This window comes from Denitrificimonas caeni DSM 24390 (assembly GCF_000421765.1).
GTDB classification, from domain to species: domain Bacteria; phylum Pseudomonadota; class Gammaproteobacteria; order Pseudomonadales; family Pseudomonadaceae; genus Denitrificimonas; species Denitrificimonas caeni.
The window spans coordinates 251,886-277,405 of the sequence record NZ_ATXQ01000002.1; the positions used below are offsets into that span (position 1 = coordinate 251,886).

The following is a 25,520-nucleotide window of genomic DNA, read 5'->3' on the forward strand; positions in this document are numbered from 1 at the left end:
TCATAATTGACCTCCATCAAGGCTTCCTTGCGTCAATCTGCTTAGATTGCAGCAGTTAAATTGGACCTGCCAACTGATGCTTGTGTCCATGCCTGAAGTGAGGAGTTCCCATGCAACTGGTTTGTCCTGCCGGTAGTTTGCCCGCCCTAAAAGCCGCTGTTCGCCAAGGCGCAGATGCTGTCTACGTTGGTTTTCGTGATGATACCAATGCGCGCCACTTTGCTGGTTTAAACCTAGATGACAAGCAACTGGAAAGCGGTGTGGCTTTTGCCCATCAACACAACAAACACGTCTATATTGCCGTCAACACCTACGCCCAACCCGAAGGTTGGAGCCGCTGGCAACGCGCTGTTGATCAAGCTGCTGATTTAGGTGTAAACGCCTTAATTGCGGCAGACCTTGGCGTTTTAGCCTACGCAACGAAACACCACCCACAACTTAATTTGCACCTTTCGGTGCAAGGCTCAGCCACCAATGCGGCGGCACTGGCCTTTTATCAAGAACGTTACAACATCAAGCGCGCTGTTTTGCCGCGCGTTTTGTCACTGGCGCAAGTTAAGCATGTCGCCAGTCAAAGCCCAGTACCGATTGAAGTCTTTGCTTTTGGCAGCCTGTGCATTATGGCCGAAGGTCGCTGTCATTTATCTTCCTACCTCACCGGTGAATCACCCAATCTATGCGGTGTTTGCTCGCCCGCTAAAGCAGTTCGCTGGAGCAATGAAGACGGTGAACTGACCTCACGTCTTAATGAAGTCTTAATTGATCGCTACAGTGAAGGCGAATCAGCAGGTTATCCCACCTTGTGCAAAGGCCGCTTTATGGTCAACGGTCAGCGTTTTCATGCTTTAGAAGAACCGACCAGCCTCGATACCATGGATTTGATTCCTGAACTGGCCAAAATTGGCGTCAGTGCGGTAAAAATCGAGGGCCGCCAGCGCAGCCCAGCTTACGTTGAGCAAGTTACTCGCGTCTGGCGCGCAGCCTTAGACAGCCATCGCCAAGCCCCCGAACAGTACAAGGTCGAGCCCATTTGGCGACAAACCTTGGCGGGGCTATCAGAAGGCAGTCAAACCACTCTCGGTGCTTACCATCGCGCATGGCAATAGAGGCAATCATTATGAAACTTTCTTTAGGCCCAGTTTTATTCTTCTGGGATCGCGACATCTTGATGCAGTTTTATGCCGATATGGCAGAGCAACCGCTCGACATTATTTACATGGGTGAAACCGTTTGCTCAAAACGTCGCTCATTATCACTGGACGACTGGCTCGGTTTAGCCCGCGACATGCAGCAACAAAGTCAGGCGCAAGTCGTACTCTCGGGACTGACTTTAGTGGAAGCAGCGTCCGAACTGTCCAGTTTGAAGCGCATGTGTGGCAATGGCGAGTTTTTGGTTGAGGCCAATGACATGTCAGCGGTGCATTATCTGAGCCAGCAAAACGTGCCTTTCGTGGGTGGCCCTGCCCTCAATATTTACAATGGCCAAACACTTGCCGAATTTATCAAGTGTGGCATGACACGCTGGTCGCCACCGGTTGAGTGCTCAGCGCAAATCATTTCAGCAGCACTCAAACAGCTTGATGAGCTGGGTGTGGCACGCCCTGAAGTTGAAGTCTTTGCTTACGGTCATTTACCTTTAGCCTATTCCGCACGCTGCTTTACTGCCCGCTCAGAAAACCGTCCAAAAGATGATTGCGATCTGTGCTGCATTAAGTACGAAGAAGGTATTCCACTGCTCAGCCAAGAAGGCCAAGCCCTGTTTACCATTAACGGTATTCAAACCATGTCTGCGGAAATCAATAACTTGTTGGCTGATTTCCCCTCGCTACAAGCAGCTGGAACTGATATTGCACGCTTAAGTCCACGCGCCCAAGGCATGAGTGAGATCATTACTGCTTGGGACAGCGTACGCCAAGGTCATCTGCCACCGCTTGCTGTACAAGGTTGTAACGGCTACTGGCATGGCCGCCCAGGCATGGTCAGCGTTGAGGAGGTCGGCTTATGTTAAACCGCGCAGCGCCTTTTTTATTATCGGCAGGCGATCGCGTCTTGCCTTTGGCCACCCACATGCCTTTTTTCTTACAGCGTTTTGCTTTGCAGCGCAGTTTAAATCAGGTATTTGCGCAAGCCATGCAAGATGGCTTATTCGATATTTTAGAGCGACGCTGGATGCGTTTACGGGTCAATGACTTGAACCTGTCCTGGTGTTTAAGTAAAGATCCGCACAGCAATCGTTTACTGATTCAAGAGCGTGCCGCGGTTGAAGTAACCATTAGCGGCAACTGGCGCGAATTCTTATTACTGGCCAGCCGTCAAGAAGACCCTGACACACTATTCTTTCGTCGCCGCTTACAAATTGATGGCGATACCGAATTGGGTTTAGCGGTGAAAAACATGATCGACAGCCTTGATTCTGATGACTTGCCGCACTGGCTCTGGCAAACCATTGAAACCTTAGGCAAACAAGCGCTGCCGACGAGCAACTAATCCCCGGTCAGCACCTTGAGCATTACTCAGCCAAGCTCTATTATCCATTTAAATATTGATGGAGCTTGGTAATGCCGACCCTACTGCAAATTGATTTCCCATTTACTGGACCATTTGGTGAAGAGATGCATCAAGCGATGCAGCCTCTGGCCGAGTCAATCATCGAAGAACCTGGCTTGATCTGGAAAATCTGGACTGAGAATACTGCCTCGCAAGAAGCTGGCGGTGTTTACTTGTTTAGTGATGCAACTGCTGCACAAAACTACCTTGAAATGCACAGCGCACGTTTAACCGCCGGTGGCGTAACTGGCATTCGCGCTAAACTCTTTTCAGTAAATAACCCGCTGAGTTTAATCTGCAAAGGACCCATTCAATGACTACCAGTAAGCTCGATAAAATTCTCGCGCAGTCCTATCAAGAGCGTGAAAGCGGCTACCGTCACAAAGCGTTAAAAATGTACCCACACTTTTGTGGTCGTTGCAGTCGTGAGTTTAGCGGCAAAGGCCTTAGCGAACTGACAGTGCATCACCGCGACCATAATCATGATAACAACCCTTCTGACGGCTCAAACTGGGAGCTGTTATGCTTGTACTGTCATGACAATGAACATCAGCGCCAAGTTGATATGCATTATCAGAAAGAAGAAAGCGCCGGCCAAAAAGGCCCACAACAAACCTTTAAAGGCTTAGCTGGGTTAGCTGATTTGCTTAAAAAACAAGATTCTTAATGCTCTTTAAAACTTCCCTGCGCTGCCCCCCCACAGAGCATAGGGATCATGCATTGATATCAGCAACTAGCCTGATCTAAAAATCAGATGCTTTTCCCAATCATCTTCATGCACATCCATTTCACTGACCATACGGCCTAACTGTGAAACACGTTCTGTGTGCACCGCATCGCGATTCCCACACACCAAATGATGCCAGACAAATAAGTCTTTACCTTCATGCACCAAACGGTAGGCACAGGTGGTTGGCAACCAGCGAAACGCATCTGCTTGATCTGCGGTTAACTGAATACAATCCGGCACGAATTTTTTGCGACCTGGATAGTTACTGCAACGCGCGGTATCTAAATCCAATAGCTTGCAGGCAATATTGGTGTAGAACACCGAGCCATCATCTTCATCTTCAAGCTTTTGCAAACAACATAAACCACAGCCATCGCACAATGACTCCCACTCTTCCTGATCAAGCTCAGCAAGCGTTTTGCGTTTCCAAAAACCCTGAACAATTGCCGCCATACCCTGATCTACCCTTACTCAACACTCATCTTTATTGAGTTAAGCCTAATCTTGCTTACACTCAACCTGAACACGCATTTTAATCACAGTGTTATTAAAGCGTGCAGTTAAATGCGCCGTCTCGCCAGCAGCTACACGCGCTCGGCGAGTACGCGGAGCTTCAGGACCATTACGAAAACGAACCTTACAAACCGCAGCTCGCGCACCATAGTTGGAGAGCGACACTGAAGGCATATTATTGCCTAAATCTAAGGTATCAACTGCTATTTCTGCACCATTCAGCTGTTTCTCCACTTCAAATGGAAAAGCTAAAGCGACACCAGGTAAGACTAGAAGTAGAACTGCCAGCATTTTTTTGATCATTTTATCACCTACTTAACGACATCCGCAGTGTAGCGCAAAGCTGTTACTTTTACCCGTAAGTACGAATTGAAAAAGGGATAGCAACCGGCAGTAAAATAAGCAAGAATATAAAAAACCATACTTCCGCCATTTAAGTTCACTTTATGCAACGCGTAAAAAAGCCACCGCGAGGGTGGCTTTTTTAACACTAGAGATAAACTAGCTATCCCCTCTTACAACAACTTGCGGCCTTTGGTGGCAGCAATGCGTAAGCGTAGTGCGTTGAGCTTAATAAAGCCTGCAGCATCCGCTTGGTCGTAAGCACCGGCATCGTCTTCAAAGGTGGCAATCGCCGCATCAAACAGTGAGTCGTCTGATTTACGGCCGATAACTACAACGTTACCTTTGTACAGTTTCAAACGAACCACGCCGTTGACGTTGGCTTGTGATGCATCAATCATCTGTTGCAGCATCACGCGCTCTGGGCTCCACCAGTAGCCGTTGTAGATCAACGAGGCATACTTAGGCATCAACTCATCTTTCAGGTGAGCAACTTCACGGTCGAGGGTGATTGACTCAATCGCACGGTGCGCGCGCAGCATGATGGTGCCGCCTGGGGTTTCGTAGCAACCACGGGCTTTCATGCCCACGTAACGGTTTTCGACGATATCAACACGGCCGATACCATGCTCACCACCAATGCGGTTCAGCTCAGCCAAAACTGTGGCTGGTGACATATCAACGCCATCAATCGCGGTGATATCACCTTTACGGTAGGTCAGTTCAATGTACTGTGGGGTGCTAGAGGCTTCTTCAAGCGACTTGGTCCAACGCCACATGTCTTCTTCGTGCTCAGTCCAGGTATCTTCCAACACACCGCCTTCGTAGGAGATGTGCAGTAAGTTGGCGTCCATTGAGTATGGTGATTTTTTCTTGCCGTGACGCTCAATCTGGATGTTGTGCTTTTCTGCGTAATCCATCAGCTTTTCGCGCGACAACAAATCCCACTCACGCCAAGGCGCAATGACTTTTACACCGGGCTTCAGGGCATAAGCACCCAGTTCAAAACGCACTTGGTCATTACCTTTACCAGTTGCGCCGTGGGAAATAGCATCCGCACCGGTTTCATTGGCAATTTCAATCAAGCGCTTAGCAATCAAAGGACGCGCGATTGAAGTACCGAGTAAGTACTCACCTTCGTAGATGGTGTTGGCGCGGAACATCGGGAAGACAAAGTCACGAACAAACTCTTCGCGTAGATCGTCAATGTAGATTTCTTTAACACCTAGGGCTTGTGCTTTTGCACGTGCAGGTTCTACTTCTTCACCTTGACCAAGGTCGGCGGTAAAAGTAACAACTTCACAGTTGTACGTATCTTGCAGCCACTTAAGAATGACCGAAGTGTCCAAGCCACCGGAATAGGCGAGAACCACCTTCTTGACGTCTGACATGCCTTCAACTCCACGAGAATTATGCGATAAAGGCGTTATTCTACTGCTGACCGCCAATAATTTATAGTGTCAACATGGCTTGCAATAGAATATTCACCCTGAAAATGACGCAGACTGAGGAAAACTTGGAGCCTATGTCTTCATCAGTCTGCGTAGGTTGCTCAAGTCGCGCAGCGGCAACTCAAACGGGATAGCTTAGGCTTTCTTCATGAACTCTGATTTGAGCATGATTTTCATGCCATCGACACGGCAATCGAGATCATGGTCGCCATCAACAATTTTGATATTGGTGACACGGGTGCCCATTTTAATCACCGTCGAGCTGCCCTTAACTTTTAAATCTTTGATTAAAACAACTGTGTCGCCATCGGCTAACGGCGTGCCATGCGCATCGCGCACAACTTTAGCATCGCTGTCTTCGGTCACTTCAGAACCATCCATAGGCCACTCATGACCACAGGTCGCGCACACGTAATTCTCGCGATCTGGGTAGGTGATCTCTTCCTGACACGCAGGGCATGCTGGCAAATCTGACATGCAATAGCATCCTTCTAAACAGTAATGGGCTGCTAAGAATAGCGAACCCAACTCATTAAGGCCAATTAGCCCTTTAGTCTGCGCGGTTAATGCCGCTGACGGCGCACCTCAATGATATTCGGCAACTGCGAAATACGCCCCAGTAAACGCCCTAACTCATCTAAACCTGGAACTTCCACGGTTAAATTGAGCGTTGCGGTATTGTCTTCTTTACTGGTGCTGGTTTGCAGCGCTACAACGTTCATTTTCTCATTGAGCAGCACTTGCGAGATGTCGCTGATTAAGCCTGAGCGATCATAAGCGCGCACCAAGACATCAACCGGATAGGTTTTAATCGGCTCAGTGCCCCACCCCACTTGAATCATCCGCTCAGGTTCACGGCTGCGCAATTGTAAGGCCGTTGGACAATCTTGACGGTGAATGGTGACGCCACGGCCAATGGTAATGTAGCCCACGATCGGCTCGCCCGGCACCGGCTGACAGCAACCAGCCATCTGCGTCAATAAGTTACCGACGCCATGAATACGTATTTCATCGCGCTGCGCGCTGCTGTACTGCGTCGGTTTGCGTGGAATCAGATCCAGCTGCTGGACACTGCGTTCATGTGGATCGAGCAGCTGTTGCGCCAGTCCTACGGCATGGGCTAAACGCACATCACCGGCACCTAAAGCGGCGAATAAGTCTTCGCTGCCTCTTAAATTACACTTATCAGCAAGGCGTTCATAATTAACCGGACCAATTGCCAAGCGCGCCATTTCGCGATCAAGCATTTGCTTACCGGCTGCAACGTTTTGATCACGGGCTTGCAACTTAAACCAATGCACCACTTTGGCGCGGGCACGGGTGGTGTTGATATAGCCTAAGTTGGTATTGAGCCAGTCACGACTGGGCGCGCCATTTTTGCCAGTAATCACCTCAACTTGCTCACCTGTTTTCAGGTTGTAGTTGAGCGGCACAATGCGTCCATTGACCTTGGCACCACGGCAATTGTGACCAATTTCAGTATGCACGCGGTAGGCGAAATCGAGCGGCGTTGAGCCTTGTGGCAAATCAATCGCATGGCCGTCTGGAGTAAAGACATAAACACGGTCGGGCTCAATATCGACGCGAATTTGATCAGCAAGGCCGCCAATATCGCCAAGTTCTTCATGCCACTCTAAGACTTGTCTGAGCCAAGCAATTTTTTCTTCATAGTGATCAGACTGCGCATCAACATCGGTGCCTTTGTAACGCCAGTGTGCACACACACCCAGCTCGGCTTCTTCGTGCATGGCTTGGGTGCGAATCTGTACTTCCAACACTTTGCCTTCTGGGCCAATCACCGCCGTGTGCAATGAGCGGTAGCCATTTTCTTTCGGGTTGGCGATATAGTCATCGAACTCACGGGCAATATGGCGCCAGCGCGTATGCACAATGCCCAGCGCGGTATAACAATCACGCACCTCGGGGACGAGAATACGCACGGCGCGCACATCATAAATCTCGCTAAACTGCAGACCTTTTTTCTGCATTTTGCGCCAGATTGAATAGATGTGTTTGACTCGCCCACTGACGTCGGCGTCAACCTGCGCGTCTTTCAGCTCGTCGCGTAATTGCTGCACAACGTTGCGAATAAATTGCTCTCGGTCGATACGTCGTTCATGCAGCAAACCGGCAATGTGCATGTACTGATCAGGCTCAAGGTAACGAAAGGACAGATCCTCCAGCTCCCATTTGATATGACCGATACCTAGGCGATGCGCCAGCGGTGCATAAATATCAAAGACTTCACGGGCAACACGATAGCGTTTGTGTTCTGGGGCGTTTTTCACCGCACGAATCGCGCAGGTGCGCTCAGCCAGCTTAATCAGCGCCACACGCACATCATCGACCATTGCCACTAACATGCGGCGCAGGTTTTCCACTTGGGCTTGCGAGTTAAGTACCACGCTTTGCCTTGGGTTGAGACTGGCACTGATCGCCGCCATACGCAGTACGCCGTCGATCAACTTGCTGACCACAGGGCCAAACAGCTTCTCAATCTCAGTTAAAGGCGCTTTACCCTCACGCACAGTGCGGTACAGAATCGCCGCGATCAGGGTTTCTTGATCGAGTTTTAAATCAATTAAGATTTGCGCAATTTCTAAGCCAATTTGTAAGCTTGACGTGCCTTCTGCCCAGATATTGTCTGCAGCCTTGGCTTTTTGCTCAGCATCACGGGCAAACTGACAAGCACTGAGTAAGCCTTCGGCATCCAACTGCGGATCAATCGCGACAATTTGCGCGACCCAACTTTGCAAATCAATACTGCCATCTTGGCTAACCGGCTGCTCTGTTCTGACCTGTACCATTACCAATCCTTCGAGCCAAAGACTCTTCAACCCCATCGACTACACTCGGTAGACCGCTTAGTTCTTTACAACTTCTTTCTTTACAAATAGAGCCATCGCTTCGGTGTGCCCTGTTTGTGCAAACATATCCAGCACGCAGGCTTTGTGTAGACGATAACCGCGGGCAATCAACACTGCCGCATCACGCGCCAAAGTGGCTGGATTGCACGACACATACAAAATACGCGCAACTTTCATTTTAGCTAAATCAGTCACTGCCGCTTGTGCGCCTTCACGTGGCGGATCCAGTAAGGCCGCCGCATAAGTTTGCTTTGACCACTCTTTGTCACGCAGCGATGTAGACAGATCCGCATGGAAAAAGTGCACATTACTTAGCTGATTCGCCTGAGCATTTTCATTGGCGCGTGCCAACATCGACTCAACACCTTCGACCGCCACCACTTCTTTAACTTTCTGCGCCAATGGCAAAGCGAAATTACCTAAGCCGCAAAACAAATCCAATACGCGCTCATCCGCTTGCGGCGCTAGCCAATCCAAGGCTTGCGCAATCATTGCTTCGTTCATCTGCGCATTAACTTGAACAAAATCGCCCGGCTGATACGCAATATCTAAACCAAACTCTGGCAATTGATAACTGAGCGTCTGCCCTGCTTGATCCGGCTGCGGCTCACCAATGCCCTGCAACCACAGTTGTGCATTATGCCCTGCGCAGTAAGCGCGCAGTTGCTGCAGATCATCTGCATGCAAGGCTTGGGTATGACGCAGTAGCAAGGCATTGCTGCGACCGCTAAACAACTCTACATGACCCAGCGTTTGCGGCTGTTGGAAAGCATTGAACAAGGTAGTTAACCCAGCAAACAGTGGCTGTAAATCTTCGACTAAAATAGCGCAATTTTGCACTTCGACAATCGCCGTAGTGGCTAAACCGCGAAAGCCCACCTCCACATGCTTTTGCTTGACCTCATAACGCACTGAAACACGGGCGCGCCGGCGGTAAGCAAAAGCCGGCCCAACTAGCGGCTCGGCCCAGGCGAGCGGCGTCACGCCTTCACGATTTAATTGTTCAACCAAGTTGTCGTGCTTAAGCGACACTTGCTGCGCATGGCTGATGTGCTGCAAGGTGCAGCCACCGCACTGTCCAACCCACTGGCACTCAGGCGTGATGCGCTCTGGGCTGCTGGTTTGGATGGCGACAACTTGCGCCTCGACGACTTTACTGCGCGCCGATAACACTTGAACCTGTACTTGCTCGCCAGGTAACGCGCCACTGACAAACCAAGTGCGCCCCTCTAGGAACGCGATACCTCGACCGTCATGGGCTAAACGCTCAATGTTCAGCACTTGTTTTTTGCCCACTGGCAACGAATTACGCTCACCACCCGCAGGTTGAAAGCGTAATGTTTTTGGTGCTTTAGGGCGACTCATACTGACTCCGGTGCATAAATACCGCTGGATAGGTAGCGATCTCCACGATCGCAAATAATGGCAACTAACACCGCGTTTTCGACGGTTTTTGCCACTTGTAACATGGCTGCGACAGAACCACCGGAAGAGACACCACAGAAAATGCCCTCTTCGCGGGCTAAGCGGCGCATGCAATCTTCGGCTTCTTGCTGGCCCATATCGATCACTTGATCAACACGGCTGGCATCAAAAATACTGGGTAAATAGGCTTCAGGCCAACGGCGAATTCCAGGAATCGCAGCGCCTTCTTTGGGCTGCAAACCAACAATTTGCACATTGGGGTTTTGCTCTTTCAGGTAGCGCGACACACCCATAATAGTGCCGGTTGTGCCCATCGAACTAATAAAATGAGTGATTTGCCCTTGGGTTTGCTGCCAGATCTCCGGCCCTGTTGTGCTGTAGTGCGCAGTTGGATTGTCTTGATTGGAAAACTGATCCAACACCACGCCTTGACCTTGCGCTTGCATCTCTAACGCCAAGTCGCGGGCAGCTTCCATTGATTCAACTAAAATCAATTCAGCGCCGTAAGCCGTCATCGCAGCTTTACGTTCGGCAGTTGAGTTGTCTGGCATAATCAGCAGCATCCGATAGCCCTTGATCGCTGCGACCATGGCCAAGGCAATCCCGGTGTTACCTGAAGTTGCTTCAATCAACGCGTCGCCAGGCTTAATGCGGCCGCTAAGCTCGGCCCGCTCAATCATCGCCAAGGCTGGACGGTCTTTCACCGAACCGGCTGGATTGTTGCCTTCCAGCTTTACCAGTAAAGTGTTGGAGCTGTCACCCGCAAGACGCTGTAAACGGATTAACGGAGTATTGCCGATGCAGTCGGCCAAGGTTGGATAGTGAACGGTCATGATAAGCAGCGGCATCAAAATAAAAAGAAGCCTATGATAGCGCCAAATGCCTAGAGTCCATAACTCACGAAGGTATCAATTTATAACTCTAGGTTATAAAGCCGCGCTATTTTTGCCGTGATAATTGTTTTTATTGTTTGGAGAATCAAAGCATGCTGACCAACCTTGGCATTAAAGGACGCGTTTTACTGCTGACATTGGTGCCATCTGGGGTGTTTGCCGGGTTATTGGGCGCATGGTTTAGCTATTCTCAGCTCAACGACCTGCAGCAACAACTGTTACAGCGCGGCGAGCTGATTCTCAATCAACTGTCACTGGCCGGTGCTCAATCTTTAGATAGCGACAGAAGTGAACAGCTGATTCGCATTGCGCAAGATGCCATTGAGCTTAAAGACGTTCGCTCCATTCGTATTGTCGCTGCACCGGATCGCGTCATCGTGCACAACGGCCCGTCCATGCGTAAGCAGGACTTCAGTGCGATAACCAAACTCACCACTTTTTCTACAGATGCAAGCTCACAGCTGATTTTGCCACTCTACCCGCGCTCATCCAACAGCGCAAATGGCGCTCTAGAAGACGCAGCGAAGCAGGCTCCGATTGGTTGGATCAGCTTGGAATTGTCGCATCACGCGAGTTTGTTAGAAGGCTACCGCAGCGTTTTTATTACGATTTCAATGATTCTTATTGGTTTAATGATTACCGCTCTTTTAGCTTTACGCCTCAGTCGCACTATCAATATCCCCTTGGATAATATTAAAAAAGGTGTCGCCCGCATTCGTGACGGCCACCTTGATACGCGCCTTGATTCACCCGGTAGCCATGAGTTAGATGACTTGGTAAACGGGATTAATTTGATGGCGCAGTCGCTGCAACATGCCCAAGAAGAGTTACAAAGCAACATTGATCAGGCCTTAGATGATGCGCGGCATAATCTAGAAACCATCGAAATTCAAAATATCGAGTTGGATTTAGCCCGCAAAGAAGCCATTGAAGCCAGCCGTATCAAGTCAGAATTTCTCGCCAATATGAGCCATGAGATTCGTACGCCACTCAACGGCATTATTGGTTTTACTCAGCTATTGAAAAAAAGCGATCTGACCATTCGCCAAGAGGACTACCTCAACACCATTATTAATTCGTCTGAAAGCCTGCTTAATATCATTAATGAGATTTTAGACTTTTCGAAAATTGAAGCTGGCAAGCTGGTGTTGGATCACGCACCGTTCTATCTGCGTGATTTAATTCAAGACACCCTAACCTTGCTTGCTCCAGCGGCGCACCAAAAACATCTAGAACTACTCAGCCTCGTTTACCGTGATACCCCTCGCACGCTGATGGGCGATGCACAACGTATTAAACAAATCCTCACCAATCTGACGGGTAATGCGATTAAGTTTACTCGCGAAGGCAGCATTGTTGTACGCGCCATGCTGGAAGATGAAAATGAAGAGTTTGCGCAACTACGGATCAGCGTGCAAGACACCGGAATCGGTATGCATGATGTTGAACAAAGCACGCTTTTCCAAGCCTTCAGTCAAGCCGACCACTCGCTGACTCGACAAGCTGGCGGCACAGGTCTAGGACTTGCAATTTCCAAACGCCTCGTTGAACACATGGGCGGAGAAATCGGCGTTAACAGCGTGCCTGGCGAGGGCTCTGAGTTCTGGTTTAGTTTGCGCTTAGCAAAAACCTATAGCAGTGACCTTAATGCAATCGAAGCCAAAGCATTAACCCACCGTGCTGTGTTGCATGAGCCGCACCCTCTCGCTCAGCAAGCCATTGCTCATCAATTAGAAGATTGCGGCTTGCACGTTGATAGCATCAACAGCTTAGACGCACTGCTGGTACAGGTGCAGCAAGCAGCAGGCACGGCGCAGCCATACCATATCGCCGTGCTGGGCATTAACACTCAGCAGCACCAACTGCACAAACTTAAAGAGCTGCTCAATGCCTTGCAGCAATTAAATTGCGAAGTTTTGTTGGTTTGCAGCACCAGCGACTTTACCGTTTTCCAAAATAATCTCGGCAGACCTTTTTGTGAGCAAATGCTCAGCAAACCTACTTGCCATCGCCGTTTGCAACATGCAGTAAACGACTTACTTTGCATCGACACCAGTCCTGTTGCACCACCACAAATAGAGCTTGGTTTAAACGCGGCGCATGCGCTATGTGTTGACGACAATCCCGCCAACTTATTGCTGATCAAAACACTCCTAACCGATATGGGCGCGCGAGTCAGTGTCGCCGACAACGGACACTCAGCATTGGCTCTGTTTCAGCAGCAACCTTTTGACATTGTGTTTATGGATATTCAAATGCCGGTGATGAGTGGCCAGCAGTGCACTGAAGCCATGCGCACTTGGGAGCGCAATCAACAATTGGAAGCCACACCTATCATCGCGGTAACCGCTCACGCATTGCCACACGAGACTCATCTTTTTCTGCAAGCGGGTTTAAATGATTGTTTAAGTAAACCAATCAGTGAGCAATCATTGGCCCAGGCCATTGCGAAATGGACAGGCATTTTCATCGGCAACCAAAGCACATTTACACTATCGCAGGAGCAAATCACCCAGCATCAACAACTGCCCATTATTGACCTGCAAGAAGGCCGAGCTTTATCCAACGGCAAAGAATCTTTAGCCAAAGAATTGCTACATCTGCTCGCCGAATCATTGCCCAGCGACCGCTTGTACTTGCAGCAAGCGCGTGCACAACAAGATCGCAATGCCTTGCTGGAGCGTATTCACCGCATTCATGGCGCCACCCAATATTGTGGTGTGCCGCAGTTACGCGCCATCTGCAAAACCTGCGAAATCTTGATTAAAGAAAATGTAGCGCAGATTGATCCAGCGCTGGATGAACTGGACGCAGCGATTGCCCGTTTACTGGCTCACTTATCTCAGCAAGCAGGCGCGCAATAATCGCGTCTCAGAGCGATAAATCTGCCTGTTCGCTCGTAGTAAGCTCCGGCAAGCGCCAATTAATCGGTATTTGTCCGGTGCGCAGCAAAAACTTATTGCACTGACTGAAGTGACCATTACCTAAAAAGCCGCGATAAGCAGACAAAGGCGAAGGGTGTGCCGAGGTCAGCAGCAGGTGTTTGCTGGCATCAATGCGCTCGCCTTTACTGCGTGCATGCGCGCCCCACAGCATAAATACCACGTGCGCTTGCTGCTGACTGACACAGTCAATAATGTGATCAGTGAAACGCTGCCACCCGGCTTTTGCATGCGCCCCCGCCTGTCCTCTTTCAACCGTTAACGTGGTATTGAGCAATAGCACACCTTGCTCAGCCCAGCTCTGTAAACAGCCATGCTTAGCAATAGGAATATTTAAATCGCGCTGCAGTTCTTTGTACATGTTTAACAATGACGGCGGTACGGCGATGCCTTCTGGCACCGAAAAGCTCAAACCATGGGCTTGTCCAGGACCGTGATAAGGGTCTTGACCGAGAATGACGACTTTCACCGCAGGTAAAGGCGTTAAATTAAGCGCATTAAAAATCAGCGAGCCTGGCGGGTAAATTTCTTTGCCTTGTTGTTTTTCGTCGCGCAAGAAATTCGACAATTGCTGCAGATAAGGTTGTTCAAACTCAGCAGATAAAGCCTCTTTCCAGCTACTTTCCAGCTTAATACGGTTATACTGCGTCATTATCTAAACCTGTTATACATATAAAAACCAGCACCCTAAGAAAGCCAGGATAACTTGTCAATGAGTGACACACATACAACACAAAACTCAGCCCGGCAGGCATTGCATTATTCGTTGCTAAGCGCTTTTCTAAAAGGCACTGCTAAAACTCCGCAAATGCCAGAAAACGCATTACGCATTCGCAGCTTGTTAAAAAACCCTAATACTTCCTTAGAACATCTAAGTCGGGTCATTAATAGCGATCCGCCATTAGCTGCTTACTTAATGCAGTTTGCTGACAGTCCTCTATTGAAAAGCGCACGCCCGTGTCGCACGCTGCGAGATGTTTTAGCACGCCTAGGCACTGATAAACTCAATAACTTAGTTTTAAGTTTTTCAGTACGCAACTTATTTATTAGTAAAGAATTGGCATTACAAAAAATCTTTCGCGCCCGCTGGAATGCCTCTTTAGTGCGTGCTGCTTGGTCTGTCTGTATAAGCAGTTCAGTTCCAAACCTGAGCGCAGACGATGCATTACTGGGTGGGCTTTTCCAAGACATTGGCAGTTTGCCGCTACTGGCGGAACTCGAGAACTGGCCGCAACTATCACGCGAACCAGAAAACTTAAATAACCTCTGCGATCAACTGTCTGCACAAATCGGCACGGTGTTGCTTTCTGCTTGGAAGCAACCTAGCCATCTAGTCGATTGCGCTCGCTATCGTTGCAGCAGCACAAAGCTATCAAATGAAACACCTTCACAACTCTATCAAGTGGTACAAATTGCCGAAGCGATGCAACAAGCTGATCGCGAACAAGCATTATCAAAGCTACCACTGGCTCAGCAATTATTTAACGATTTAGACTCTGAAAGCGTTGTGCAATCCTATAAACAACAGGTTAATTTGTGGCTTGTATTGCTCGGTGTCAAAACTCGAGTACTTTGATAAGACTAGACTGCCGAGTCAAATATTGCGTTGCGCGCAAAACCAATACTACGACTACGACTAAAATACAGTTCCCTATAATCAGGTATCACTGCACAGTCACCCACTACTCAATCCCTTTATGCTCCAAGATAAGGAGATCTTCGTGATCCGTATGCTTATTGCTCTGACCTTATGGGTCGCCACGACTGTTTCAGCACTGGCTGCTGATCCTATACTTATCGGTCTCAATTATCCGCGCACAGGGCATTATAAGGAAGAAGGGTTAGCGCAAATGCGCGGCGCCTTGTTGGCTATTGATGAAATCAACGCGCAAGGTGGTTTACTCGGCCAACCCATTAAGCTATTAACTCGCGACACCGCTTCACGCCCTGAAAAGGCGATTCGCAACGTAGAAAAGCTCGTTGAAGAAGGCGCAGTGATGCTATTCGGCAGTGTATCCAGCGCGGTTGCGATTGCTGCTAGTGAACGCGCACGCCAACTCAATACGATTTACTTTGCCACCATTGGTTACTCAAACGATGTAACCGGCAAAAATGGCCACCGCTATGTCTTTCGTGAAAGCACTAGCGCAACAATGACAGGGCGTGCACTGGGCAAATATTTATCAGAAAAATTCCCAAATAAAACCTACTTTTACGTGACCGCAGATTACACGTGGGGCCACAGCTCAGAGCAAGCTTTACGCGAAAACACCAACACCAGCGACACCAGCAAGCACAAAGGCGTATTACTGCCCTTCCCCACTGCAAAACAATCAGACCACAATTCAACGCTTAAACAAGCACAAGACAGTGGCGCTGATATCATTGTTCTGGTGCTTTATGGACACGATTTAGTCCGCGCGATGCGAACAGCTGAAACGATGGGATTGACCAAAAAAGTGCAGATTATTGCGCCAAACTTGACCCAATCAGTCATCGAGCAAGCAGGTCCGGGACTTATGGCTGGCGTGATTGGCACTGAGCATTGGTTATGGCGTGCACCTGAACTGGAAAAATCAGAAGCAGGTATGGCTTTTGTTAAAAACTTCAATAAAGCCTATGAGTTATATCCGCCTAGTGCTGCTGCTTCTGCTTACACCGTTGTAAAACAGTGGGCTGATGCGGTAACTCGCAGTAAAACCACCAACAGCGAGGCCGTCATCAAAGCACTGGAAGGTCATGATTACACACTGCTAAAAGATGCTGCACAATGGCGTGCGTTTGATCATCAAAACATACAAACAGTCTACGTGGTACAAGCCAACTCTCGTAATGACGTTATGGCTCACCCTTCGAAGCAAGACTACTTCACGATTCTTGAGCGTGTCGAAGCCAGCCAAGCTGCGCAAAGCCAAGAACAGTGGCAAGAAGACCGCGCTAAAGCAGGGAAACCCAACAGACTTCAATAGGGTTAAGCTATAAAGTGTTAAAGAAAAGCCGCGCCAGTAAAAGCGCGGCTTTTTAATGTCTGCTCATTTATTTCCTAGACAAACAACGTCAACATTAGCAGCTACTGCCGCGCCGAACGTAGGTTAGTCGTCGTTGCCTGTGCAGTGCTGCGATACGGATTAATATCCAGCCCTCCACGGCGCACATAACGTGCGCTTACACTTAAAAAGTCGGGTTCTAGCAAGCGCTGTAAATCTAAGAAAATCCGCTCAACACATTGCTCATGAAAATCTTGATGTTGACGAAAGCTAACCAAGTAAACCAATAAGCTTGCATGATCAACGGCCTTTCCGCGGTAATGCACTTGCACCGTACCCCAATCAGGTTGTCCAGTGACTGGGCAATTGGATTTGAGCAAATGACTGTAGAGCTGCTCTTCAACCCGCTCAGCACTGCATGATAAGAGTTGCGCTGAAGGATGATCATAACGACTGATACTGACATCAAGCTCGTCAATACACATGCCCTGCGGCGCATGTAAGCCCTCTGTCACAACATCCTCAAGCGTCTTCAACTCAACCAATACTGGCGCGCCAGCCACTTTGGATAAATCAGCAGTTAATCGCGCTCGTACATCAGCAAAACTTGCAAACTCACTTTGGTTGAACGAGTTTAAATAAAGCTTAAAAGATTTTGATTCAATAATATTAGGAGAGTTGGCCGGCACGATAAACTGCCCGATTGCCACCACCGGTTTACCGGACGGCAGCAACCACGACAACTCATAGCAATTCCAAATATCGACACCAACATAGGGTAAATTATTTGCGCTAAAACCTAACTCATTCCATTTGGTCGCTCGCGCAATCCCAAACAATAAGCTGGCATCATACTGACTTAAGTAAACACTACTTTTACCGAGGGGGGAATCTTGCGCCGGATGCTGATGCATGAATGCCGCTCCATAAATAAATAAAGAGCAGCATTGTAAAGAAACTGAGCTCAACTCGCAGCCTTAACTCATGACACAGATGTTTAATCTTCGTCTTTACGGCCCATTCCGTATTTGCGCATCTTTTCAACCAATGTTGTGCGACGGATATTAAGTCGCTCAGCCGCGCGCGCCACCACACCATCCTCTTCATCCAGCGCTTGTTGGATGAGATCTTGCTCGAGCTCGGCTAAGTATTCACGCAAGTCCATACCTTCAGACGGTAATTGTGTCGAGCTCGTCGGTACCTCAACTGTGGGCGCTAACAAGGCAGCGCGCTCACTGAGTTCTTCTCGCATCTCTTGAATACCATTATCTTCTTCGATGTAACGAAATTTATTTGGTAGCTCACTGATGCCAATCACACCGTGCGGATACATGATCGCCATGCGCTCAACAAGGTTTGCCAGTTCTCGCACGTTACCCGGCCAGCTGTGCTGACACAAAGACATAATGGACGCCGCATTAAAACGCACCGAACCACGTTTCTCATGCTCCATCCGCGACACCAACTCATTAATGAGCAGAGGAATATCTTCTGTGCGCTCACGTAACGGAGGCATTTCAATGGGAAAGACGTTTAAACGATAAAATAAATCTTCACGAAAATCGCCTGACTCAATCATGTCTTCAAGATTTTTATGGGTTGCCGCAACAATGCGTACATCTGCGGTTAATGAACTATTACTACCAATGCGCTCAAAAATGCGCTCCTGTAACACTCGTAATAACTTAACTTGCATAGTCAGCGGCATATCACCGACTTCATCAAGAAACAGCGTCCCGCCCTTAGCCAGCTCAAAACGTCCAGCACGCGCACTGATAGCGCCGGTAAAAGCGCCTTTTTCATGACCAAACAGCTCACTTTCCAATAACTCAGCCGGAATTGCTCCGCAGTTAATGGGTACAAACGGTCCATCACGGCGTTTCGAGTTGTAGTGTAAATTGCGCGCAATGACTTCTTTACCAGTGCCTGACTCACCGAGAATCAGCACACTGGCTTCCGTCTCAGCAACTTGCTGCATCATTTGCCTAACATTCTGAATGCAACGGCTGGCACCGACCAAACTACGAAACAAGTTCGGTTCACGCTGCGTACGACGCTCAGCAGCTTGATCATAAATCTCGCGGTACACCTGGGCACGATGCAAAATATCCAATAATTTGGTGTAACTGGCAGGCATTTCTAAACGCGTTAGAACCGCAGCTTTCACATCAACCGGTAATGGCGGAGTCTCTTCGCTCTCAAGCAAAATAATGGGCATAAACTCATCCCACTCGGCCAACTCTGTAATCACTTCAGCCAAACGCGGAGCTTTATTGATACCCCCCAAAAGCACACACAACACACCACGACTGGACGTTAACTCTGAGACAGCCGTACGCCAATTTGCACTTTCGCACACCAGATGATTTTCATCTAAGAAAGTGAGGATGTTAGCAAACTCTTTACGCTGTTCAGCTTGATCGTGAATCAGCAGGATTTTCGTTTCTCGCCACATAAGGACTACTTAACTCAAAAAACAAAGGACGCCAACTTGGCATAACGGCAAACTGCCACTAGTAAAGTCAAAAATAACCACCTTGTCAATTTTATGACGCATATTTTTAAAATGCCATGAAACTTTCGCCTAGCCAAAACAAAAAAACCCCAAGCACATACTGCACTTGGGGTTTTTTATATTCCTTAGCTCAACCAAACATTTGGTACACTTTTGCACTTTGTTTAGATTGATTGATTTGCCGCAACTCGCCAGCAATGCGTTGCTGCTCGGCTTGGCATACACCCACTAGCTCACGGTACAAGTCCAACAGTTCTTGCATACGCGCGCGCAACTCATCCGTCTGCTGATGAGGATTAGCCATTGCGCAGTCAACAGCCTGACGGCACTGTAGATCCAACTCACCAACCGCTTGCCAGTCTTGCTGTGCCAGCGCATCACGCAGTGCGGTACTCGTATTTTGAAGCTGCTCAACAGTGCTTGTACTCATGATCCTTGCCTCTTATCTATGCTGCTTATGCCGCAATAGCATCCCAACCGGTCTTTACTTCGCGTAACAGATCAGAGACTTCTTCTAAAATCGCTGGATCGTTTTTTAGGTTGGCTTCCATTAAACGAGTGGTCATGTAAGCGTATAAATTATCTAAATTGACCGCCAGCTCACCGCCCTGCTCTACGTTTAGACCTTGACGCAAACCACCCACAATAGCGATGGCCTTGCTGACTAATTCACCTTTAAGAGCCGTTTGATTACGCTCCATAGCGCCACGTGCTTGAGCTAAACGGGTTAAGCCACCTTCCATCAACATTTGGATGAGACGGTGCGGGCTGGCCTCAATCGCTTGCGCTTGATTATTGACTGACTGGTACTGACGCATAGCGGTCATTGCATTCATAACATCGTGCTCCATAAGCGTTTCTACTAATACCTATATCGCCAACGACCGTGGTTTCTTTAGCCTTTTCTTACAATTCTTTTGGCTCTTGCGCAGGATCAATCTGTGACCAGCCTTCACGCAGCTGTAAAACGATGCTTTGAACTTCTTCTAAGCTGTGTGCTGTTTTATCGACAGCCACACCTGCTAAGCGGCGAATCATGTAATCATATAAAGCATCAAGATTTTCAGCGAGTTCGCCGCCTAAGCTTTTATCCAAACTGTCTTGCAGTAAACCAATAATAGTTAGCGTAGTACCTACCGCCTCACCACGCTGGGAAGGATTATTTTCCTGCTGAGCAATAATGGCAGTAGAGATACTTTCCAAAGCACCGTCAAGCAACAGTTCTACCGCTTGATATGGGGTTAAATCTTGACCCGCTGCTACAGAGTTATAAGTTTGCATAGGTTTACTCATTGGTTATTTATCCTTACGAACGAATCCGGGTAAGTTTTCTAAAGATTGCAGCAAGCTAGCACTGGTGTTATTTAACTGACTTACCAGAGCATCCATTGCATTAAACTGCTTGAATAAACGCGCTTCAATTGTCCCTGAGCGACGAATCAGCGCTTCACGCTGAGTATCGATCTTTGTGGTGGTTTCGGTATAACCTTTAATACGCTGTTCTAGAACGCCACCAGTTTCGACATAACCATTGATGCGCTTATCCATACGGGTCATTAAGCCATTGTCACCAGCGACAAACTGAGCGACCGCGTCAAAGTTACTTTCTAACGCTTTACCAAGCTTTTCATCGTCAATTTTCAGTGTGCCATCTTTCTGTGTGGTAATACCTAAATCAGCCAGCACCTGTAAACCTTCAACACCTGAAGCATTGGTTAACTCATTACGCATGCCGCTAAGCAAGGTACGCACTGTTGAGTCACCCACCAAGCCACCGACGACTGGCGCTTTATCATCACCAACTTTGGTGACACCGGTTAACTCACTGGTGACTTTGATCAGCTCATTATAAGAATCAACAAACTTTTGCAGTTGTGATTTAACCCCAGAGTTATCTTGACCTACAGTGACCGTAAGTGGTTTATTTTCTTCTGTTTTACCTTTTAAAGTAAAACTGACATCGGGGATAGCATCGTCAATGGTATTGCTGGCACTTTCTAGCGCTAGGCCATCAATGGTAAATTTCGCATTGCTAGCTTTCTCTAAATACCCACCGACACCTATTGTAGGTGCGCTTGCACCATCGATATTTAAATCACTCAGATTGCCACCCGCACCTACTATCGAAATATCCTTACCGTCACCGGTTGCTTCAGCACTCAAGACTAATTGAGGCTGCTTAGTACTTGGATTATTAACGATGTTAGCGCTGATACCTTTATCTTTAAGCTGTGCATTTAATGCATCACGGATTTCAATTAAAGAAGCACCATTTTCAACATTGACAGTAACTGGACTCTCATCGTCGCTACCTAAGCTGACTGTCAAAGTACCTGCAGCATCTGCGGAAAAGTCTTTAGCTAATGCAGCGGTTGCCACTTTACTGCTGCTAGCCAATTGCTGCACAGCAACACTGTAGCTGCCTGATAAGGCTGTTTTACTGGCGCTCGCAGTTAAGGCACTGGTATTTGAAGAAACAGCGGTGCGATTTTCAAACAAAGACATTTTATTTAAGTCTTTCATGGTGGTTTGAAAATTACTTAACGCACCTTTTAAACTGCCCAATGCTGAAATCTTGGTGGTGGTGGTTTTTTCAAGGCGAGACAACTGCGCAGCTTTGGGAGCCGTTTCCGCCTCAACCATTGCTTTAACGATGTTGTTAATATCAAGGCCGGAGCCAATGCCTGTAATACCTGCCATGCTAACCACCTTCACCCGTCATCGGATGCTTAATTATATGTTGAGTCGAGCCCGTTAGGCTGCTCTAACAAACTCAGAGTTTAACTCTAAGCTTTAAAATACCTCTGCGTACTTAGGTACGCTCATATTATGCCTGCGCAGTAAATAACAAGCTACGCATCTCATCTAAGCTTTCGGCCAAGCGCAGCGCTTCTTCAGTCGGTAACTGACGAATGACCTCACCTGAGACTCGATCTGTCACTTCAACCACAGTACGCCCAGTGCTTTCGTTGATCGAGAAGTTTAAATTACGTTGAATATTTTGGGTGAAATCCTGCAAATTGGAGACTGCTGTTTCTAGCGTATCTCGCTCTGCTTTCGCATCTTTTACTGCTGTATTCAACGTTTCAGCATCACTCTCAGCTTTAGTCACTGCTTGCAATGTTGTTGCTTTCTCGTTTAACGCAGCTGTATTGCCCACTGTTTGCGCTGGTACTTTAACGTCGCCAACGGTGATTGCGGGAGGCAAGCGGTACTCTGTTTTAATATCCATACTTCACCTCATTACAAGCCAAAACAGGGGTCAGTGTTAAACACTGCCCCCTGAGTATGCCACTAACGACTATTCATTAGCCTAACAAGCTAAGCACTGCTTGTGGCAACTGGTTGGCCTGCGCAAGAATCGCGGTACCAGCCTGTTGCAAAATCTGGTTTTTACTCAGATTCGCAGTTTCTGCAGCGAAGTCAGTATCTTGGATACGACCACGAGCAGCTGAAACGTTTTCACTGATGTTTTGCAAGTTAGAGATGGTGTTCTCAAAGCGGTTTTGTACCGCACCGAGCGCGGAACGGTCGCTGTCAATCTGTGATAAAGCTGCATCAATTACCGCAATTGCACTTTGTGCGCCGTCTGTGCTGCTGATATCAATTGCACTAACAGTGTCTTTAGTTGAACCAGTAGAAGCAGCTGGAACAATAGTTGCTGTATCTGATATCACTGAGAAACCGTTTCGCGAATTAAAACTTATATCTCCTGTGACAGTCGCGGTTGCTGCTAAATCAGTTAACGTGACAGCAGTTGCATTAGCAGCACCTTTAATATCATAAGCTGTAACTTTTGCTAAATTCCCTGTCTCAGTTCCAATTTTAAAAGTATCAAGCTTTATGTCTTCACCAGTTTTCGATAAAAAACTTAATGAACCTTTATCATCAATTTGCGCAGTAATACCTGTTGTCGACGTTTTAGAATTCACTGCATCTCGTAACGCAGTCAAGTCTGTTTTATCGCTAATATTTGCACTAATTAAGGCTGTTTTAGAACCTGTAAGATTAAAACTAACTTGCCCAGCATTCTTTAATTCTGTAAGTGTTGCTTTTGTGCTTGCTTCAGCTTGAACACCCGTACTTGAGCTCATTGCATTAACTGCAGCTGCTATATCTTTAGCGGAAGCACCTGCTGCTATGGTCCCTACTTCACCAGACGCAGGTGTCGCTTTCTGCCCTTCAGGACCGGTGATTGTAAGTACGCTAGCTGTTACTCCGTTAGCTGCAGTAGCTTTACCTAATGTACTGCCCGTCTGGGCTGATGCAACAATCTTATTGTTACCTAAGTCTGTTGCTGCTGCACCACTGACATTGACACGAATGGTCTCATTCGCATTTGCACCAACCTGGAAGTCAACACCAGTGAAAGAACCATCAAGCACTTTACGACCACCAAAAGTAGTGGTTTCAGCAATACGGTTCATTTCAGACTTTAAAGTATTCATTTCATTTTGCAGTGCTTTACGGTCAGTCGCATCGTTAGTACCGTTGGCAGACTGCAAAGACAGATCACGCATACGCTGCAGAATATTAGTCGACTGCTGCAACGCACCTTCAGCGGTTTGCGAGATTGAAATACCATCGTTTGCGTTACGTACTGCGACGCCTAGGCCATTAATCTGACTGGTCATACGGTTAGAGATTTGCAAACCAGCCGCATCATCTTTTGCTGAGTTGATGCGCGAACCAGTCGACAAGCGTTGTAATGAAGTTGCCAGCGCATTGGAAGACGAGCCTAAGTTGCGCTGAGTGTTAAGGGACGCAATGTTTGTATTAACTGTAAGTGCCATGGTATATGCCTCCAATGGGCTATAATCAAAAATCTAACTGGGTGCGAGCCTTGGGTTGTGTAGCTCTAAGTGACCCAGTTATTTCGCATTCACTATATGTATCGTCTGTGTCACAAATAACTTTAATTTTTTTTAAACTCTTTTATGGCTATCCAATATCACAGTTTTCTAACCTCCTTATTCCCTATCAAATACAAGCTATTAGTGCATACAGGCTGCGTTACTAGCGCAATTTATCAAACAAATTCAACTGACTGATCTTCACAAAACTCTGCTGCGCGGCTTCTAGCACCACACTTTGAAATGCCAGTCGCGACAAGGCTTCAGGGTAATCGACTTCACGCAATTCAGCTTGGACGCTTTTGTTCACCAGCGCGACGTCTTCATTGTCAGCCAAAGAAGTCTCGATAACGTTCATCCGTGCGCCAATATTACCTCGCGTGCTATCAATGGTAACCATCGCGTGATCAATATTAGTCAACGCCGCAGCGACTGCATCGCGGGTGGCGCGGTTGCCTGCAGGGCTATCAGGGTTGTCCTCTAAAGCCATGCGTAATTGGTGAATGGTATCCAGCACGCCTTGCTTTTCGCGAGTCGGATCAGCTGCAATACTGATGCTTTCACCGCCTGCAGGTACGCCATCAAAGTGCACCACTACACCACGAAACACTAAAGAATCCTGGCGTTTATCGTCATCGTCCATCGTGCCACTTTGCAGCACTGGGTCACCCACAGTAAAAGGACTGGCGAATATTTCATAACTTTTCGGATCGCCTGCAGGAACTGCTGCAGGATCGCCAAAACGTATCACCACTCCAGTAGCCGGAAACGCAGGGCTACCAGCAAAAGCGACTTCATCCTGCACCAGCGGCGTAGAGACGGCCAAGGTAGAACCGGCAGTTGGCGTGAGTGTGGCATCTAAGCGCGCCGCATTGGTAACGTTCTGGAATACTTTTTTACCGTTATCGCTGATGGCAACATCCAGTGAGCTGCCAATTTGTAACTTACGCTGGCCTTCATCACCTTCATAAGAAAAGCTGCCATCGGCTTGGCGGACAAAGGGCTGAGTTTTACCTTGGAAGCCAGCAAATAAATACTCACCACGGGCATTGCGGGTGTTCATTAAGCTTAGCAGCTCATCTTCACGCTCTTGCAGTTCGGATGCAATTGACTGGCGATCGCTTTGACTGAGAGCACCATTTCCCGCCTGCCCGGCTAGCTCACGCACACGCTGCATAATAGTATTAACCGAATTAAGCGTCGACTCTTCTTGTACCAAACTATTATTAGCGGCAGTCAGGTTAGCTTTGTATTGGCCAAGCATATTTTGCTGTTGCTCAAGTTGCATTAAGCGCACAGACGCAACTGGGTCATCTGCTGGCGTCAAAATGCGATTGCCTGAGCTGATTTGCTCTTGCGTGCGAATGGCCGCGGCATAGTTACGCTGCAGTCCCTGCACGCCATTGTTAAATGCTTGTAGGCTAGAAATACGCATGGCCTGACTCCTAATCTCTC

Annotated in this window: 25 protein-coding genes; 8 read left to right on the forward strand and 17 right to left on the reverse strand. The window is 48.1% G+C overall.

The genetic code is table 11. The annotated features are described in order from the left end of the window. Window positions 1–110 precede the first annotated feature (110 nt). The 5 genes from ubiU (at window position 111) to H591_RS0104145 (ending at window position 3,214) form a co-directional block, all read left to right on the forward strand. On the forward strand, window positions 111–1,106 hold the full coding sequence (gene ubiU, locus H591_RS0104125) for a ubiquinone anaerobic biosynthesis protein UbiU (RefSeq protein ID WP_022965684.1): 996 nt from the start codon (window positions 111–113) through the stop codon (window positions 1,104–1,106). An 11-nt stretch (window positions 1,107–1,117) separates the two neighbouring features. Beyond that, entirely contained in the window at window positions 1,118–2,008 is an 891-nt protein-coding gene (locus tag H591_RS0104130; RefSeq protein ID WP_022965685.1) for a U32 family peptidase, read from the forward strand. Continuing rightward, window positions 2,002–2,487: a ubiquinone anaerobic biosynthesis accessory factor UbiT gene (gene ubiT / locus H591_RS0104135; RefSeq protein ID WP_022965686.1), complete on the forward strand. Its 486-nt coding sequence runs from the start codon at window positions 2,002–2,004 to the stop codon at window positions 2,485–2,487. The genes H591_RS0104130 and ubiT overlap by 7 nt, the downstream gene beginning before the upstream one ends. A gap of 71 nt (window positions 2,488–2,558) precedes the next feature. Continuing rightward, window positions 2,559–2,864: a monooxygenase gene (locus H591_RS0104140; RefSeq protein WP_022965687.1), complete on the forward strand. Its 306-nt coding sequence runs from the start codon at window positions 2,559–2,561 to the stop codon at window positions 2,862–2,864. Further along, the gene (locus H591_RS0104145; RefSeq protein ID WP_022965688.1) at window positions 2,861–3,214 is read left to right on the forward strand and encodes a YajD family HNH nuclease; all 354 of its coding nucleotides are present in this window, start codon (window positions 2,861–2,863) and stop codon (window positions 3,212–3,214) included. Before H591_RS0104140 ends, H591_RS0104145 begins: the two co-directional genes overlap by 4 nt. 66 nt (window positions 3,215–3,280) lie before the next feature. Here the strand turns inward: H591_RS0104145 and H591_RS0104150 are convergent, their stop codons facing one another. The 7 genes from H591_RS0104150 to cysM form a co-directional block, all read right to left on the reverse strand. Further along, the gene (locus H591_RS0104150; protein WP_022965689.1) at window positions 3,281–3,730 is read right to left on the reverse strand and encodes a YcgN family cysteine cluster protein; all 450 of its coding nucleotides are present in this window, start codon (window positions 3,728–3,730) and stop codon (window positions 3,281–3,283) included. 45 nt (window positions 3,731–3,775) lie between these two features. After that, window positions 3,776–4,093, reverse strand: coding sequence for a hypothetical protein (locus H591_RS0104155; protein ID WP_022965690.1), 318 nt, complete (start codon window positions 4,091–4,093; stop codon window positions 3,776–3,778). Window positions 4,094–4,305: 212 nt separating this feature from the next. Beyond that, window positions 4,306–5,523 (reverse strand): argininosuccinate synthase, encoded by a 1,218-nt coding sequence (locus tag H591_RS0104160; protein ID WP_022965691.1) that lies wholly within the window; start codon window positions 5,521–5,523, stop codon window positions 4,306–4,308. 195 nt (window positions 5,524–5,718) lie between these two features. After that, window positions 5,719–6,060 carry a zinc ribbon domain-containing protein YjdM gene (locus tag H591_RS0104165; RefSeq protein ID WP_022965692.1) on the reverse strand — a complete coding sequence of 114 codons (342 nt, stop codon included), beginning with the start codon at window positions 6,058–6,060 and terminating at the stop codon, window positions 5,719–5,721. A gap of 86 nt (window positions 6,061–6,146) precedes the next feature. Continuing rightward, window positions 6,147–8,390 (reverse strand): GTP diphosphokinase, encoded by a 2,244-nt coding sequence (gene relA / locus H591_RS0104170; RefSeq protein ID WP_022965693.1) that lies wholly within the window; start codon window positions 8,388–8,390, stop codon window positions 6,147–6,149. Between the two features lie 57 nt (window positions 8,391–8,447). After that, window positions 8,448–9,815, reverse strand: a complete 1,368-nt coding sequence (gene rlmD / locus H591_RS0104175) for a 23S rRNA (uracil(1939)-C(5))-methyltransferase RlmD (protein ID WP_022965694.1) — start codon at window positions 9,813–9,815, stop codon at window positions 8,448–8,450. Then, window positions 9,812–10,708, reverse strand: coding sequence for a cysteine synthase CysM (gene cysM / locus H591_RS0104180; protein ID WP_028244161.1), 897 nt, complete (start codon window positions 10,706–10,708; stop codon window positions 9,812–9,814). Before cysM ends, rlmD begins: the two co-directional genes overlap by 4 nt. A gap of 152 nt (window positions 10,709–10,860) precedes the next feature. Here cysM and H591_RS0104185 point away from each other — a divergent pair, with 152 nt between their 5' ends. Then, window positions 10,861–13,632, forward strand: coding sequence for a response regulator (locus H591_RS0104185; RefSeq protein ID WP_022965696.1), 2,772 nt, complete (start codon window positions 10,861–10,863; stop codon window positions 13,630–13,632). A 7-nt stretch (window positions 13,633–13,639) separates the two neighbouring features. On the opposite strand, the gene ung is transcribed toward H591_RS0104185, so the two are convergent. Beyond that, window positions 13,640–14,362, reverse strand: coding sequence for a uracil-DNA glycosylase (gene ung, locus H591_RS0104190; protein WP_022965697.1), 723 nt, complete (start codon window positions 14,360–14,362; stop codon window positions 13,640–13,642). 60 nt (window positions 14,363–14,422) lie between these two features. Here ung and H591_RS14830 point away from each other — a divergent pair, with 60 nt between their 5' ends. After that, entirely contained in the window at window positions 14,423–15,286 is an 864-nt protein-coding gene (locus H591_RS14830) for an HDOD domain-containing protein (protein ID WP_022965698.1), read from the forward strand. 148 nt (window positions 15,287–15,434) lie between these two features. Then, entirely contained in the window at window positions 15,435–16,679 is a 1,245-nt protein-coding gene (locus tag H591_RS0104200; RefSeq protein ID WP_033421003.1) for an ABC transporter substrate-binding protein, read from the forward strand. Window positions 16,680–16,780: 101 nt separating this feature from the next. On the opposite strand, the gene queF is transcribed toward H591_RS0104200, so the two are convergent. The 9 genes from queF to flgL all read right to left on the reverse strand — a co-directional run bounded on the left by queF (window position 16,781) and on the right by flgL (window position 25,500). Further along, a complete protein-coding gene (gene queF / locus H591_RS0104205) occupies window positions 16,781–17,611 on the reverse strand; it encodes an NADPH-dependent 7-cyano-7-deazaguanine reductase QueF (RefSeq protein WP_022965700.1) in 831 nt (276 codons plus the stop codon). Between the two features lie 83 nt (window positions 17,612–17,694). After that, window positions 17,695–19,152, reverse strand: a complete 1,458-nt coding sequence (locus H591_RS0104210) for a sigma-54 dependent transcriptional regulator (RefSeq protein ID WP_022965701.1) — start codon at window positions 19,150–19,152, stop codon at window positions 17,695–17,697. A gap of 190 nt (window positions 19,153–19,342) precedes the next feature. Then, window positions 19,343–19,642: a flagellar protein FliT gene (locus H591_RS0104215; RefSeq protein WP_022965702.1), complete on the reverse strand. Its 300-nt coding sequence runs from the start codon at window positions 19,640–19,642 to the stop codon at window positions 19,343–19,345. Between the two features lie 25 nt (window positions 19,643–19,667). Beyond that, on the reverse strand, window positions 19,668–20,048 hold the full coding sequence (fliS, locus tag H591_RS0104220) for a flagellar export chaperone FliS (protein WP_022965703.1): 381 nt from the start codon (window positions 20,046–20,048) through the stop codon (window positions 19,668–19,670). Between the two features lie 70 nt (window positions 20,049–20,118). Beyond that, window positions 20,119–20,505, reverse strand: coding sequence for a flagellar export chaperone FliS (gene fliS / locus H591_RS0104225; RefSeq protein ID WP_022965704.1), 387 nt, complete (start codon window positions 20,503–20,505; stop codon window positions 20,119–20,121). A gap of 3 nt (window positions 20,506–20,508) precedes the next feature. After that, entirely contained in the window at window positions 20,509–21,912 is a 1,404-nt protein-coding gene (fliD, locus tag H591_RS0104230; RefSeq protein ID WP_022965705.1) for a flagellar filament capping protein FliD, read from the reverse strand. A 127-nt stretch (window positions 21,913–22,039) separates the two neighbouring features. Further along, window positions 22,040–22,444, reverse strand: a complete 405-nt coding sequence (locus H591_RS15830; RefSeq protein ID WP_022965706.1) for a flagellar protein FlaG — start codon at window positions 22,442–22,444, stop codon at window positions 22,040–22,042. A gap of 76 nt (window positions 22,445–22,520) precedes the next feature. Next, window positions 22,521–24,005 carry a flagellin gene (locus tag H591_RS0104240; protein ID WP_022965707.1) on the reverse strand — a complete coding sequence of 495 codons (1,485 nt, stop codon included), beginning with the start codon at window positions 24,003–24,005 and terminating at the stop codon, window positions 22,521–22,523. 223 nt (window positions 24,006–24,228) lie between these two features. Further along, entirely contained in the window at window positions 24,229–25,500 is a 1,272-nt protein-coding gene (gene flgL / locus H591_RS0104245; protein WP_022965708.1) for a flagellar hook-associated protein FlgL, read from the reverse strand. Between the last annotated feature and the right edge of the window lie 20 nt (window positions 25,501–25,520).